General features: G+C 59.8%; 11 protein-coding genes and 1 pseudogene. 4 read left to right on the forward strand and 8 right to left on the reverse strand.

Annotated features, from left to right (window positions below; translation table 11 throughout):
- Positions 1 to 601 precede the first annotated feature (601 nt).
- Positions 602 to 1,246, reverse strand: a complete 645-nt coding sequence (locus AC630_RS27610; RefSeq protein WP_208867055.1) for an enoyl-CoA hydratase-related protein — start codon at positions 1,244 to 1,246, stop codon at positions 602 to 604.
- Between AC630_RS27610 and AC630_RS27615 the strand changes: the two genes are divergently transcribed.
- Positions 1,236 to 1,466 (forward strand): hypothetical protein, encoded by a 231-nt coding sequence (locus AC630_RS27615; RefSeq protein ID WP_143198365.1) that lies wholly within the window; start codon positions 1,236 to 1,238, stop codon positions 1,464 to 1,466. The two genes, AC630_RS27610 and AC630_RS27615, sit on opposite strands and share 11 nt — an antisense overlap.
- Positions 1,467 to 1,471: 5 nt before the next feature.
- Here the strand turns inward: AC630_RS27615 and AC630_RS48420 are convergent.
- The 7 genes and pseudogenes from AC630_RS48420 to AC630_RS27650 all read right to left on the reverse strand — a co-directional run.
- Positions 1,472 to 1,786, reverse strand: a pseudogene (locus AC630_RS48420) (ABC transporter substrate-binding protein); the annotation flags it as partial.
- 159 nt (positions 1,787 to 1,945) lie between these two features.
- On the reverse strand, positions 1,946 to 2,794 hold the full coding sequence (locus AC630_RS27625) for an ABC transporter ATP-binding protein (protein WP_074121622.1): 849 nt from the start codon (positions 2,792 to 2,794) through the stop codon (positions 1,946 to 1,948).
- A gap of 61 nt (positions 2,795 to 2,855) precedes the next feature.
- Positions 2,856 to 4,181 carry an ABC transporter substrate-binding protein gene (locus AC630_RS27630; RefSeq protein ID WP_074121623.1) on the reverse strand — a complete coding sequence of 442 codons (1,326 nt, stop codon included), beginning with the start codon at positions 4,179 to 4,181 and terminating at the stop codon, positions 2,856 to 2,858.
- 103 nt (positions 4,182 to 4,284) lie between these two features.
- Complete coding sequence (locus AC630_RS27635) at positions 4,285 to 5,412, reverse strand: branched-chain amino acid ABC transporter permease (protein ID WP_074121624.1); 1,128 nt, start codon at positions 5,410 to 5,412, stop codon at positions 4,285 to 4,287.
- A gap of 14 nt (positions 5,413 to 5,426) precedes the next feature.
- Positions 5,427 to 6,356 (reverse strand): branched-chain amino acid ABC transporter permease, encoded by a 930-nt coding sequence (locus AC630_RS27640; RefSeq protein ID WP_283808456.1) that lies wholly within the window; start codon positions 6,354 to 6,356, stop codon positions 5,427 to 5,429.
- A 9-nt stretch (positions 6,357 to 6,365) separates the two neighbouring features.
- Complete coding sequence (locus AC630_RS27645; protein WP_074121626.1) at positions 6,366 to 7,151, reverse strand: ABC transporter ATP-binding protein; 786 nt, start codon at positions 7,149 to 7,151, stop codon at positions 6,366 to 6,368.
- On the reverse strand, positions 7,148 to 9,118 hold the full coding sequence (locus AC630_RS27650) for an AMP-binding protein (protein WP_074121627.1): 1,971 nt from the start codon (positions 9,116 to 9,118) through the stop codon (positions 7,148 to 7,150). The genes AC630_RS27645 and AC630_RS27650 overlap by 4 nt, the downstream gene beginning before the upstream one ends.
- Positions 9,119 to 9,819: 701 nt before the next feature.
- Here AC630_RS27650 and AC630_RS27655 point away from each other — a divergent pair.
- The 3 genes from AC630_RS27655 (at position 9,820) to AC630_RS27665 (ending at position 14,733) form a co-directional block, all read left to right on the forward strand.
- Positions 9,820 to 13,170: an adenylate/guanylate cyclase domain-containing protein gene (locus AC630_RS27655; protein WP_074121628.1), complete on the forward strand. Its 3,351-nt coding sequence runs from the start codon at positions 9,820 to 9,822 to the stop codon at positions 13,168 to 13,170.
- 154 nt (positions 13,171 to 13,324) lie between these two features.
- Positions 13,325 to 13,792: a metallophosphoesterase family protein gene (locus AC630_RS27660; protein ID WP_074121630.1), complete on the forward strand. Its 468-nt coding sequence runs from the start codon at positions 13,325 to 13,327 to the stop codon at positions 13,790 to 13,792.
- 287 nt (positions 13,793 to 14,079) lie between these two features.
- Positions 14,080 to 14,733: a hypothetical protein gene (locus AC630_RS27665; RefSeq protein WP_245330535.1), complete on the forward strand. Its 654-nt coding sequence runs from the start codon at positions 14,080 to 14,082 to the stop codon at positions 14,731 to 14,733.
- The last annotated feature ends 469 nt before the right edge of the window (positions 14,734 to 15,202 follow it).

The following is a 15,202-nucleotide window of genomic DNA, read 5'->3' on the forward strand; positions in this document are numbered from 1 at the left end:
CGAGCTTATGGCGAGATTTTTGTCCGCCGGGTGCGGTCGATCGGCATTCGAGACCGCCCGACGTCTTTCCGCTCACCCTGGCAAAACGGCTAAACAGGACTTAAAGCGCTGAGTCCGTTGCATACAAGGCTCCGCTAGAGTGAGAATCCTGGGCGTGTTTGGAGCGAGCTGACGCGTCCGATTTCGTGGGCGGACTTACGGTATTGCCCCCCGGCACCTGAACCAATTTGCACCCTATTTGGAGCAGCGTTTGATGGCGGGCGAAGTGCGGCTTTTGACGGCCTATCCAGGCGCGGCCTTGCGAGTCACGCTGCTCGCCGATAAGAAAACAGGGCTTCTGCGATAGTGGGTCTGGCAATGTAGCGGACCCCCGCTACCAAGGGCCACGATTGTGTACGATAAACTACGATTTTGCGCGATTTCAAACGACGGTTGGTAGCGCCCTCTAGCGCTGACGGGCAACGCTCCGCGTCCGTTAGCCGGCCGCGAAATGAGCGGTTACGAATTGTCCGACACTGGTTATCAGCGCCTGGTCGGCTCTTCCGGTGTTGGAATCGGCGACGTCGCGCCGGGATGTCGAAGAGATCAGCATACCAAACGCTCAAGCACTTGCCTTCGGACGCACCAGATTCCTACCGCGCGTCTCTCCAGTTTGGGGCAGCCCTTTATCTTTTCTCGCGGCCTCGAGATAGCGCTCCACCGAGTCCTGGTGCTCCTCGCTCAGGTGCGCCAGCGTCTGGAGGGCCGCGGTTGCCTCCAGTGAGCTGGACAGCTCGCTGCGTTCTGAGAGCCGGAGGAGGCGCTTCGTATATCTGAGAGCGAGACCGGAATTTGCGGCGATTTCGGCAGCGAGAGCATGTGTCCGGTCGAGCAGCTCATCATCCGCGACGACCTCGGATACCAGTCCATAGCGAAGTGCGGCCTGGGCGTCGATGACGCGACCGGAGAATGCCATTTCGGTCGCGCGCGAGTGACCCATGACACGCGGCAAGAACCAAGCGCCGCCGATGCCAGAGATCAATCCGAGTTTTACGAACGTCTCCGAAAAGCGGGCTTTGTCGGACGCGATGCGCATGTCGCACATGCAGGCGAGGTCCAATCCGGCGCCCATCGCAGGCCCGTTCACGGCCGCTATGATAGGAACTTCCGACCCAAAGAGGGCCTTCGCGAGTTTCTGAAGGGTGCGACGATAACGTTCGATGATTTCCGCGGGGGTACCCGCAAAGCAAGGCTTGATGGCCGTCAAAGACATGTTGGCAGGCGACAACGTGCATCGGGTGCCAATCCAGACCAGCAGCAGCGCGAATGCCTTGCGCGGCGAACTTGGACCGTGTGAACTGGATCAGCACATCAGCTCCGGAAGCTTTGAAATCGATAATCTGCGCGTCGATAGTTGGATCGGAGAGTTCGTGGCTCAACTCTTGGACTATCATGCTGGACGCCTTGTCGCCGAGACCCTGCTTTAAACCCTTCACATGTCACGGCCGAGGTCGTCATTTTCATATTGCATGGCAATTTTCGCCTGAGGGCGCTCTTGTAAGATGTGCTTCGCGAACAACGCTCCCTGGGCAGCATAGATTGGGTAGAATGGAACGATCCGAGGAAAATTCTTGGGATCGTTGAACCGTTCGGCGCCCGAAGTCAGGAAGAGGTTAGGTACGCCCTTGGAATTCAGATACTTTTGAATTGCAACATTGGTGGGGGTCCCGAGCGATCCGGCGATGGCGAAGACGTCCTCGGACTCGACGAGCTTGCGCGTTTGCTCAAGCGCCTTGGGCGGACTAAACGCATTGTCGAGGGAGAATCCAGTGGATCGGCAGCTTCTCGACGCAAAGCGGTTCTCGACGCAAAGCGGCCATTCGGCCTCGTCTGAGAAGGGCCAAGAAGCCTACGACCAAGCAGCCGGTCACCGGTCCTGCCTGCTTCAGGCAAATGCTGGCATCGGCTAGGCGAGCCAGCGTTTGCGCCGCTTGTAGTGTTTGATATCGCGAAATGATTTTCGCTTGGCGCCGGTGACCCCAAGATAGAACTCCTTGACGTCCTCGTTTGCGGCGAGTGCGCGCGCTTCGCCGTCCATAACAACGCGGCCGTTTTCGAGGATGTACCCGTGGCTCGCATATTTGAGCGCCATGTTGGTGTTCTGTTCGGCCAGAAGAAAGGATACACCCTCCTTGGCGTTGAGATCCTTCACGATCTCGAAGATCTCCTCGACGATCTGCGGCGCGAGACCCATTGACGGTTCGTCGAGCAGGATCATTTTCGGGCGCGACATCAGCGCTCGGCCGATCACGCACATCTGCTGTTCGCCGCCCGATGTATAGCCGGCCGTGGAGCTGCGCCGCTCTCTGAGACGGGGGAAGTAACCGTAGACCCGTTCAAGATCTTGCGCAATCGCCAACTTGCCGTCCCTACGCGTGAAGGCGCCGGTCAGGAGATTATCCTCCACCGTAAGATGAGGAAAGGCACGCCGGCCCTCCATGACCTGAATGCAGCCGCGGCGTACCAGATCGTTTGGCGACTGCGACTGCACTTCCACGCCGTCGAACAGAATTGAGCCCTTGGTGACCTCGCCGCGCTCTGCATGCAGCAGATTGGAGATCGCCTTCAATGTCGTCGTCTTGCCGGCACCATTGGCGCCGAGAAGCGCGACGATGCCGCCCCGCGGGACCTCCAGCGATACTCCTTTCAACACGAGGATGACGTGATCATACACAACCTCGATATTGTTAACCGACAGAACCGGAACTGCCGCTTCAGTCGCCACACCGACAACGTTGTGAGTTGACACGCGCAGACCTTTCCAAACACTGGGAATCCGGGAGCCGCCACATCCGCTCCCGGATCGCTCACAAAGCTCAGCTTTCCTTCGAGCACTCGCGTGGCTGGATCTTCTTGTCCGCGGCGTACTTCCCGGAAACGTCCCTGACGAGCGGATCGATGAGTGGTTCGTCAGCCGTGTACCAGTCCGAGATGATCTTCCAACTCTTGCCGTCCCACTGCTGGACGCGCCCGTCGCGTGTGCCCTCGTGGTCGGAGCAGGAGATCTTGATCGGCTTCAGCATCCCATCGAAGCCGAGTTCCTTTATCCGCGCTTCGGAGAGGTTGAGGTTCTCAAGCCCCCAGCGGACCTGCTCGCCTGTTAGCGGTTTCTGGCCGAATTTCTCCTGCGCCTTGCGGATCGCCTCCACGCCGAGCATGGCATTCACCACGCCACGATTGTAGAGAACTTCGCCGACCTTGCCAGAGTCTGTTGAACCTTTGCCTTTCGCGTAGACGTACTTCTCTATATCGGCGTGGACAGGAAACTTGCCTGCGCCATGCTGGAGCATCAGCGACTTATAGCCTATGGCCTGGTCGCCCGCGGGCGTCACGTCCGGCTCTGCGCCTGACCACCAAACGCCGATCATCTTCTCGCGCGGATACGCAACGGCCGCCGCTTCCTTGACGGCCGTACTGTTCATGACGCCCCAGCCCCAGACCAGGACATAGTCTGGCCGGTTCTGGCGGATCGCCAGCCATTGCGACTTCTGCTCGACGCCGGGGTGCGTGACCGGGGTCGGTGTGAACTCGAACCCGTACTTCTGCGCCAGCACTTGCAGCATCGGGATCGGCTCTTTGCCGTAGGGGCTGTCGTGATAGAGCAGCGAAATCTTCTTGCCTTTGAGCTTGTCGAAACCGCCGAGTTCCTTGGCGACGTGCTGAATTGCGATATCGGCCGCGGACCAATAGGTGCCGAGCAGTGGAAAATTGTACGGGAACACCGCGCCGTTCTTGGAATCGGCACGGCCGTAGCCCATCGTGATGATCGGGATCTTGTCAGTCGCGGTCTTTTCGGTGAGGGCGAACGTGATGCCGGTCGACAGAGGATTGATGAAAGCTGCCCCGGTTGGCCCCTTGCTCTTGAGGCGCTCGTAGCACTCGACGCCCTTGTCGGTGGCGTAACCGGTCTCGCATTCTTCGACCAGAATCTTGACGCCGTTAATGCCGCCGTCACGCTCATTGACCAGGTTGTAATAGTCCGCAACGCCGTTTGCGTAAGGAGCGCCATTCACAGCGTAGGGTCCGGTCCGGTACGACAGAATTGGGATGAACTGTTCGTTTTGAGCTGCGGCTGGTGCGCTAACCACCGCGCCAGACACCACCGCCGCCAATATCAGTGCATTGCGTGCGATACGTGGCATTTGCGTATACTCCTCGTTTGAGCCCCTCTTCTTGCTTGCGGGGGTGTGTTCCTTCCTCCTGCACTAGAGACCGTCCGCGTGCGACGCAGGCGCGATCGTCCATTCAATAGGGAAATGGCCAAAGTCTCAGCTTCTCCTTGCCGATCGATATCAGCCGAGCGAAGCCATGGGGTTCCTTGATGAGAAGATAGCAGATCAACGATCCGAAGATGATGAATTCAAAATGAGCGATCGTTTCCGTCGACAGCGGCACGCCGAGTTCGGCTGGAATTAGATTGAGCATGATCGGGACGATGAGGATGAAGGCCGCGCCGACGAACGACCCCATGATCGACCCGAGCCCGCCGATGATGACCATGAAGAGAAGCTGCAGCGAACGGTCGATCGAGAACGCAAGCGGCTCCCATGAACCCAGGTAGACGAATGCCCAGAGTGCGCCCGCCACGCCGATGATGAATGAAGAGACCGCGAACGCCGTGAGCTTTGCATAAAGCGGCCGGATACCGATCAGCTCTGCGGCGATATCCATATCGCGGATCGCCATCCACTGTCTGCCGAGATTGCCGCGAACGAGATTCTTCGCCAGCAGCGCCATCAGGGTCACCAATAGCAGGCATAGCAGGTAGCGCTCGATCGGCGATTGCACGATCAGACCAAAGAAGTTTAGTTCTGGCGCATTCACCGATCCCGACGGGGCGTAATTGGTGAACCACGGGATCCGCAGGAACGCCCAGTCGAAGAAGAACTGCGCGGCGAGTGTCGCTACCGCTAGGTAGAGGCCCTTGATCCGCAAACTGGGAATGCCGAACAGGATTCCGACACCCGCCGCGATGAGCCCGCCGAGCAGAATGGATGCGAACACAGGCAACGGGGGGATCGAGATCGCGAAGCTAAGCCAGGCGAGCGGGATATGAACGCCTGTTACCAGCTTATAGGCGGAATAGGCACCGATGGCCATGAACGCGCCGCTGCCAAGCGAGATTTGGCCGCAATAGCCCACGAGAATGTTCGTACCGATGGCGGCGAGCGCCAGGATGAGAAAGGGCAACAAGATGGCCCACAGCAAATAGTCGCTGCCGAACGGCCAAATATGAAAGGTAGCCAACAGCGGCACGCCAATGAAAGCGATGCCGAGCAAGACCGCGAGCGCAATACGGTCCTGTCTGATCGGGAAGATCGCCATGTCCTCTGCGTAGGTCGTCTTGAACTGGCCAGCCTCGCGATAAAGCACAACGAACTCCTTTCTCAGACGCGTTCGATGATCCGCTCGCCAAACAGACCTTGCGGCCGGACGAGCAACACCGCGAGCGCCAGCACGTAGGCAAACCAATATTCGATGCCGCCGCCGATGGATGGCCCCAAATACACCTCTGCAATCTTCTCGCCCGCCCCCACAATGAGCCCGCCGGCGATGGCTCCCGGAATTGAGGTAAGGCCCCCGATGATCAAGACGGGCAGGGCCTTCAGCGCGAGAAAGGTGATGGAGAACTGCACGCCGAGCTTGGTACCCCACACGGTTGCCGCGACCAGCGCAACGAGACCGGCAGCGAGCCAGACCACAAACCAGATCCAACCGATGGGAATCCCGACCGAATGCGCGGCCAAGTGGTCGTCGGCCACGGCCCTAAGTGCGCGACCGGTCTTGGTGCGTTGAAAGAAGATCGCGAGGCCAGCGACCAGGATGCCGGCGATCAACGCGCCCCAGACGTCCAGCTTGTTGACCAGAATTCCACCCGGGAAGACATCCTCGAGCACAAACCAGGCATCCGTCGGAAACAGCCGCAACGGGTAGACATCGGATCCGAAAATCATCTCCGCAGCGCCCTCGATGACGAATGTCACGCCGATGGTGGACATGAAGAGCGTGAGACCGTCCTGGTTGACAAGAGGTCCGATCACGAACCGCTCGATCAGCCATGCCGTTGTCGCCATGATTGCCGCCGCAAAAGCGATGCCGAGTACGATCGCAACCCAAAGGGGAAAGCCGTTGGCAACCAGGAGATCGAGAGCGCGAACCAGCGCCAGGCCTGCGAGCAATACCATTGCTCCCTGAGCAAAATTGAAAACGCCGGATGCCTTGAAGATCAACACGAAGCCGAGTGCGACCAGCGAATAGAGCACGCCGGACATTAATCCGCCGATCAGAACCTCGAGAAATTGGCCTAATGCGATCACGAACGCTCCTCAGTGTGCAACGCCAAGATAGGCCTCGATGACGGCTTGGCTGTTCTTCACCTCGTCCGGCGTGCCGTCGGCGATCTTGACGCCATGATCGAGTACCGCCACGCGATCCGAGAGGTCCATCACCACAGCCATGTCGTGCTCGATCAGCGCGATTGTCGTGCCGTATTGATTGTTCACGTCAACGATGAACCGTGACATGTCCTCCTTCTCCTCGAGATTCATGCCTGCCATTGGCTCGTCGAGGAGAAGAAGGTCGGGTTCCATCGCGAGAGCGCGACCAAGCTCGACGCGCTTTTGCAGGCCGTAGGGCAGGCGCCCAACTGGTACCTTACGGATTGCCTCGATCTCCAGAAAATCGATGATCTCCTCAACGCGGTGCCGATGCTCGAGCTCCTCTTTCAGTGCGGGACCGCAACGCAGTACCTGCCACAACAGACCCCGGCGCACCTTCAAGGTGCGGCCGGCCATAATGTTGTCGAGCGCGCTCATCCCCTTGAACAGCGCAACGTTCTGAAATGTGCGCGCGATACCGCCGCGCGCCGCCTCGAAGGGCTGCATCCTGTCCCGGGTGCGTCCCTTGAAGGTAATGGTGCCACGATCGGGGTGATAGAAACCGTTGACGACATTCAGCATCGAGGTCTTGCCGGCGCCGTTCGGGCCGATGATGGCTCGAATTTCGCCTTTTCGCACGTTGAGCGAAACGTCCTTCAACGCCCGGACGCCGCCAAAGGACAGCGCCACACCCTCGACTTGGAGCAGGATTTCGTTGGTGTCCGGCGGTCTCATGCAGCCTTCCCCAGGGACTCCGCCGCGCCAGTTGCCTGCATGTCGCGAATCTTGACCCGCGCCGCGATCGTGCCCTTGCGGCCATCCTCAAAAGCGACTTCAGTGGAAATGTCGGCTTCATACGAGCCATCGTAGAGTGCCGTGAGCAGCGGCGCGTAGCGTTCTGCGATGATCCGGCGGCGCACCTTCTGCGTGCGGGTCAATTCGCCGTCATCCGCATCGAGTTCCTTGTGCAAGATCAAGAAGCGGCGAATCTGAGCGCCCGCGAGCACCTTTTCTTCAACGAGAGAGCGGTTCACCGCGGCCACGTCTTTCGCTACTGTGTCGTAGACCAGAGGATGCCCGGCGAGCTCCTGATAGGATCCGTAGGCAACGTTGTTGCGTTCCGCCCAATTCGCGACGGCAATCGGATCGATGTTGAGCATCGCGCAAACGAACTCCCTCGAGTCACCGAAAGTGATCGCTTCCTTGATGTTGGGAAAGAACTTCAGCTTGTTCTCAAGGTATTTCGGCGCAAACATCGTACCGCCGTTCAACCTGCCGACGTCCTTCGCGCGATCGATTATCTTTAAGTGTCCGGTCTTCTCGTCGAAAAAGCCCGCATCGCCGGTCTTGACGTATCCATCTGGCGTCATGGCTTCCGCGGTCTTTGCCTGATCCTTAAAATATCCGACGAACATGCCGGGCGAACGAAATTGCACCTCGCCCGTCTCCGCAACGCGGACGTCGACGTTTGGCGCTGCAGGACCAACAGTATCGGAGTAGATTGCACCATCAGGCTGGCACGTCACGTAAAGAAACGCTTCAGTCTGGCCATAGAGTTGCTTCAGATTTAGCCCGATCGAGCGGAAGAATGCGAACAGATCCGGACCGATAGCCTCGCCTGCAGTGTATGCGACGCGCACCCGAGACAGGCCGAGAACGTTCTTGAGAGGCTCGTAGACCAGCAGCCGCCCGAGCGCATAGAGCAAGCGGCCTGACAGCGGTGCCGGTCTTCCGGTCAAGACCTGCTCGCCATGCAAGCGCGCAACGTCCAGAAAGTAGTTGAACATCCGCCGCTTGACGGGCGAAGCGTCTTCCATGCGGATCATCAGCCGCGTCAGCATGGCTTCGAAGCCGCGCGGCGGAGCGAAGTAGAAGGTTGGTCCAATCTCACGTCTGTCCTGCTCGATCGTGTCACTGCTCTCCGGACACGCCGTGCAGAATCCGGCGACGAGGCCTTGCACATAGTTGAGGTAATGATCGCCCACCCACGCCAGCGGCAGGTAGGCGAGCACCACGTCCTCGTGGGTCAGTCCGTCGAACCTGGTGGTATCGGTTGCGGCATCAATGCAACCTCGGCTTGACAGCGTGACTCCCTTCGAGGCGCCGGTCGTTCCAGAAGTGTAGAGGATGACCGCGACGTCCGAACCATTGCCCGCCTGCACGAAGTCATCGATCGCTTTGCGAAGCGCAATGTCAGTCGCGAGGGCTGCGCGGCCCTCCTCGATGATATTGCCGATTGCGATCGATCGACTTCGATCGTAGCCATCAAGGCCGCGCGGCTCGTCATAAACGACCTTGTCGAGTTGCGGCAGTCGGTCGGACACCGACAAGACTTTATCAACCTGCTCCTGGTCTTGAGCCGCGACCAGTTTCGCCTCGGCATGAGCGAGAACAAAAGCGAGCTCGTCGGCCACCGCCTCGGCGTAAACCGGAACGGGAATCGCGCGCAGCATCTGCGCAGCCATCATGGTCCAGTACAGCTTCGGCCGATTGGCGCCGACTACGGCAATTGTATCGCCCGGCTGTAAGCCAAGTCGATGCAACCCGGCGGCGTAGGCACGCACGATCTCGGCAACTTGAGCCCACGTCCAGCTCTGCCAGATGCCAAGATCCTTGTGTCGAAATGCCGGATGCGTGCCAAACTGCGCGGCGTTCCGCAGCAGCAATTTGGGGAACGTATCAAACGATCCACCACCGGACATGTCGGTCTCGATCCCAAAAACCGGCGCGTTGTTTCGCTCCTGTTATGGTGATGCCTGCCCGTTTTGAGCACGGCCATGCGAGTGCCGCATGGTAGAAGATTACAACGAATAAAAGGTCCGACAAGTACCAGATTGATCGATATTTTTCCTCCGCGGGGCAGGCGCGATCGGGATGGATTTGCCGGATGCCGCTCCCCGAGGTCAATCTGACCAATACGCCAGGCCGGAGATACCTCCCAACTCGCAGAAGATGTCGGTTCATCAAGGCGCGCCTCGCCGTTGCGAGGAAGCCTCAAATACCGGTCAGCCGGCGGCATGAAATCCAACCACTGGAACGCAGGCATCGACTTTTCGCTGCCAGCTATGGGGCGGCGTCACACTTTTCGGAGGCGCTTCAAAGGCGACAGTGAACCATTCTGTTGCCACGAGGACTAATCTCTGAGTGGAAACTCGTTATTCGCCATGTCGAGCGTCTTGAAGACACGTCGCTCCCTCGGCTGCAATACGGTCGCATGCAGCGGTCGCTTTTCTGCTGATTAGTCCAGAAGAAGTGAACTGGCGCTTTTCGCAACGCTCACCACCGTGCCTTTTCGAGGAGATACGATGACCGAGATTCAGTGCCTCGGTGCAGGTGGGCCGATCGCCCCTGGAAGCGATACCTGCGGGAGCTAAGAACGGGGCCGAGGAGGTGTCCGATTGCCATGAGAGGCGTCACCGAGTGGCTCGAGTCGATCGGCTTTTCGGAGTATGCTCAGCGCTTCGCCGAGAACGGCGTTGATCTCTCGGTACTCCGCGACCTGACGGACCAGGATCTCAAGGACCTCGGCGTTCTGCTGGGCCATCGCCGCAAGATACTGCGCGCCATTGCAGAGCTTGAGAATGGGGCGAGAGCGGCAGCAGCGGTAGCCGAACCGAGGCGACCAGATGAAGCCGAGCGGCGCCATCTGACAGTGATGTTTTGTGACTTGGTCGGCTCCACAGCCCTTGCGGCGCGGTTGGACCCGGAGGACATGCGAATCCTGATTGGCGCGTATCACAGTTGCATCGCAGAAGTTATAGGCCGCTATCAGGGAAAGATTGCCCGCTATATGGGTGACGGTGTGTTGGTCTATTTCGGCTATCCACACGCCCATGAGGATGATGCCGAACAGGCTGTGCGCGCTGCGCTCGCACTCATTGGGTCCGTAGCGACTATCCGGAATGTCGCTGCGACGCTGCAAATTCGCATCGGCATTGCAACGGGCACTGTGGTCGTAACACAGCTGCTGATTGAGAAAACGCCGGCGGAGCAAGCCGTCGTTGGTGAGACGCCGAACCTCGCCGCGCGCCTGCAAACGCTGGCGGAGCCGGGGACTGTGTTGATCTCCGCGTGCACGCGCCAGCTCACAGGGGGAGAGTTCCATTATCGTGACCTCGGCCCAGTCGCGCTGAAAGGCTGGGCGGAGCCAGTCGAAGTTTATCAGGTGCTGGGGATGAGCGGTGTAGAGAGCCGTTTCGAGGCCATGCACACCACTAAGCTGCCGCCGCTGTTCGGGCGCGAGGAGGAAATCGAGCTGCTGTTACGCCGCTGGCAACAAGCTACACGGGAAGAAGGCCGGGTCGTGATGCTTGCGGGAGAGCCGGGGATTGGCAAGTCACACATTGCGTTAGCGCTTAATGAGCGGCTCCAAGGTGAGACACATATCACGCTGCGCTATTTCTGCTCCGAGCACTATGCCCACAGCGCATTGTTCCCATTTATCAGCCAACTCGAACGTGCTGCCGGGTTCAAGCACAGTGACTCACCTCAGGAGAAGCTATCCAAGCTGGGTGCTCTACTGGCGCAATCCACACGCGATCCCGAACATCTTGCCGTTCTCGCCAATTTGTTGGCGCTGCCACCCGATGATCACTATCGACTCCAGGACCTCACCCCACAAAAATGCAAAGAGAAGACCTTTGCGGCACTATTGGCCCAGCTCGACGAGTTAGCGGCGCAGCAGCCGGTTTTACTCATTATCGAAGATGTACACTGGATTGACCCAACGTCGCTCGAGCTCCTCGCCGCTACTGTCGAGCACGTGCCGCAGCTTCGGGCACTTATGCTGATCACGGCCAGGCCCGAATTCACTCCGCCTTGGCCGAGTTATCCCCACACCACAACGATCCCGCTCACCCGCCTTGGCCGACGCGACGGCACAGCGCTGGTCCTGCGGGTGACCGCCGGCAAAAAGCTCCCCAAGGAGGTAATGGAGCACATTCTCGCACACACCGATGGGGTGCCGCTCTTCGTCGAGGAATTAACCAAGATGGTGCTTGAAGGCGGCTTGTTGCGAGAACGGGACGGAGAATATGTTCTCGAAGCGCCTCTCCCGTCGTTGGCGATCCCAACCACGTTGCAGGCTTCGCTGATGGCTCGCCTTGATCGGTTGTCACCGGTGCGAGACGTCGCCCAGATCGGAGCCGTCGCGGGTCGCGAATTCCATTATGAACTTGTGCGTGCCGTCGCCGGGCTGCCGAAGCAGAGATTGGACGAGGCGCTTGATCAGTTGGTGCGTTCGGAGCTGATATTCTGCCGAGGTGAAATTCCTCACGCGGTCTACACCTTCAAACACGCGCTGGTGCGGGACGCCGCCTACTCGGGACTCTTGAAGAGCCGACGCGCAGCGCTGCATGCCAGCATCGCAGACGCCCTCGAGCAACGGTTCCCAGAAATTGTGGAGGCTCAACCTGAAACTATCGCGCACCATCTCACCGTGGCGGGGCTGTTTGAAAAAGCGGGGGAATATTGGTTGCAGGCCGGCAAGAAAGCCGCCATACGCTCCGCCAACCTCGAAGCGATCGCGCACCTGCAGCGAGGAATCGAAGCCTTGGTCCATTTGGCCGACGGCGCGCGGAAGGACAGACTGGAGCTTGATTTCCAATTCGCTCTGGGCCCCTGCCTGATCGCTACCCAGGGCCCTGCCTCGAACAGGGCGGTGGCGACCTTCACGCGTGCGCGCGAGTTGTGCGAGCGCCTCGGAGATCCCCCCGAGCAACTACAAATCATGTTCTGGTTGGCCACCGCGAGCGTCATTCGCGGTGAGTTACCGATTGCCGAGGAAATGGTCGCTGTCCTGCTTCATCTCGCCGAGGCGCGTGGCAATCGACCAGCGTTGCTCAATGCAATGCGTGGGCAGGCCATGATTCGCCTTTTCATGGGACATCTCATCGGCGCCCGCGAAGCGATCGAACGTGCCTTTGAGGCGTTTGACGCAAGCACCGAGGAGGAGAGACTGGCTGCCCGTGCCGCTGGCCAGGATGCCGGAGTGGCGGACCTTGCCCTGATGTCTTGGGTTCTTTGGCTGCTCGGCCACGTCGACATGGCAATCACGCGAATGGACGCCGCCATTCAGCGGGCAGACGACATCGGTCATCCACATTCGCAAGCTTATGCTTGCTATTATGCGTCTGTTATCTACGCTCTTCGTGGCGAGCTATTGACTGCGCACGGCTATGCCGAACGCTGTCTCACCTTGTCGGAGGAACACGGATTCCGGCAATGGCGAGGATTGGCGCGCGCCGTCCGAGGCATATGTGCGACCTTTCTTGACCCTTCAACCAGCGCACTCGAGGAAATCCGGACTGCCATGAATGAATATCGTGGCGCAGGGTATCAGCTGGGTATCACCGCATTGTACGTGCTTTTGTGTTCGGCCTTATTGTTGAGCAATCAATGCGAGGCTGCGGTGGAGCTGATCGAGCAGGGCCTCGCTACAACCAGCCGTAATAGCGAACGGGTATTTGAGGCCGAATTGTATCGACTGAAAGCACGCGCGCTTCTCGCCCGCGCCGCGCCGGACGCCGGCACCGAGGCGCAATCACGGCTCGATCAGGCACTGACCACGGCAAGAAGCCAACAGGCTAGAGCCCTCGAACTTCGAGCTGCAAGGGACCTTGCAGCCTTGTGGATCGACCAGGGCAGGCGCGAGGAAGCGCTCCAACTGCTCGCGCCGATCTACGCCGGGTACACCGAGGGCTTTGAAACGCACGATCTGAAGGAAGCAAAGGCTTTGCTCGATCGACTGCGGTGACCTCCGCTATCGTCCGTCCAAGCCGCGGCGGACGGAGGTGAAACAATTAGGGCGGGGAGTCGAAACCGTTTCGGGTCAAAATACGATGTCGCGCACCAGACAGAGGTTGTTCCTAAATCCTCAAACGGCCGTTCTAACGATCGGGACTACGCGCGTGCTTAGAATCGGAGTCATCTCGGATACACACGGGATCCTGCGTCCCGAAGCCGAGCAACGGCTGGCCCGGGTGGCCCATATCATCCATGCCGGCGACATCGGCCGCCCTGAAGTCATCGACAGACTCCGCCGGATTGCGCCTGTTATCGCAATAAGGGGGAACGTCGATAACGGGCCGTGGGCAGAAAATTATCCTGATACAGAGAAGGTCAGGCTTGGCGACCATTCGATCTATATCCTTCATGACATCCACGACCTGCAACTCGATCCGGCGGCGTGTGGGATCAACGTGGTTATTTCTGGCCATTCGCATCGGCCGCTGATTGAGACAACGGGTGGGGTGCTCTATCTCAATCCTGGAAGTGCTGGGCCACGCCGTTTCAACCTACCTATCACGCTAGCGACGTTGGATTTGACCGCAAGCGGTCCCAAGGGTCTGCTTCATCATTTGATCGGTAGTGGATAAGTGCTGTCAGGCGCGCCGTCGGCACCCGGATCCCAGTTCCGGGCCAGAATGAATCCACCGCGTTGCCGGATTTGAGCCGCATTGCGACCCAGGTCGCGGCCAAAGGTCGTGCCGGGGCGGGGCGCAACACCGGGGGGGGGTCCATGTCCGGTCATTTGCGATTTTGCTTCGCCGCTTTTCTTCTCGCAGGTCTCTCGACGTCGCCGGCATCTTCAAATCCGTTCGACGCCCTGTTCAATGCGTCTCCCGGGCAAGCCACTGCGCCCGCTCCCGCCGCAGAGGAGTGCTTGCCGCAACCCGGCACGTCGACTGCCGACCACCAGCACTGGGTCTATCGTTTCGACGGCCAGCGTAAATGCTGGTTCCAGGCCGCTGAGGGGATCGCGACGGTGAAGAAGCCGGTTCATCGGCACGACGCGAAGCATCGTGTAGCCGCTCGCGAGGAGAACGAGACCGCGCTGCTCAAGCGGAAGGCGGTCGTGGATGCACGTGCGGAGCTGCCGCGCTCCGCGCCGGCGGAAACACCCCAGCTGACGTCGTCCGCGCCCGAGCTCAAGGTGGCTGATGCCGCTCCCGTCGTCTCCGCTATGGCGGCTGCGGCGCTCGTGCCGCCGGCACCCATCGTCGCCAAGCCCGCGAGCGATCAGCTCACGCCCGACCATCCCACGCCGCGCCAGGTCGACGTGGAGACGCTTCTGGCGGCCGCGCCGGCCGCCAGCGACGCGGTTACCGCCTCCGTGCCTCCCGCGACCCCGGTCGCCGTTCCCATCGCCCAGGCGGGCGACGACGGGAAAGGGTGGACGGCAACCTGGCTCGGCGTGCTGCTGATGGCGCTGGGGCTCGTCTCTCTCTTAAGCTCGAGCCGGACCGTTCGGCGGGCAGTGCTGATTGGGCGATTTCTCGATGCGAGGACGGATTTGGCGGCCATCGCGGACGACTGATCCCGCAACCGCCACCATGACGCCCGTCCTGACGGCGATTTCATCCTCAACAGGGCGTGGGCCCGACAGGCGAAAGTCCTGCGGGAAGTAGCCTCGTGGTGGCAGGATCGCTATCGTGGTCTGGCATGCCCTGACCTCAATGACCGCCTCCTTTCGCCAACGGAGCGCGAGCATTCGGTAACGCGCCGGCATCGCATGGCCGGCGAATGCGCCTGGCAGGCGCCCTCACCGCGAGATCAGACGATGAAAGACGCTATCGATACATCGCCTTCGCGTCGCCAAGTGTTGCGACTGGCAGCCATGGTTACGGCATGTGTCGTGGCTGCGAAGGCGCCGAGCGCCGCGGAGCCTCTAGGGTCTGTACTCAATAAGGATTCCCAGGACTAAGGGATTGTGATTCAAGCTTTCCAGCACATGGAGGCTTGGATGGCAAAGCAGGCTTACTGGCTGAGCGATGCGGAATGGCAGC

It is taken from the genome of Bradyrhizobium sp. AS23.2, from assembly GCF_001908185.1.
Classification (GTDB): Bacteria; Pseudomonadota; Alphaproteobacteria; order Rhizobiales; family Xanthobacteraceae; genus Bradyrhizobium.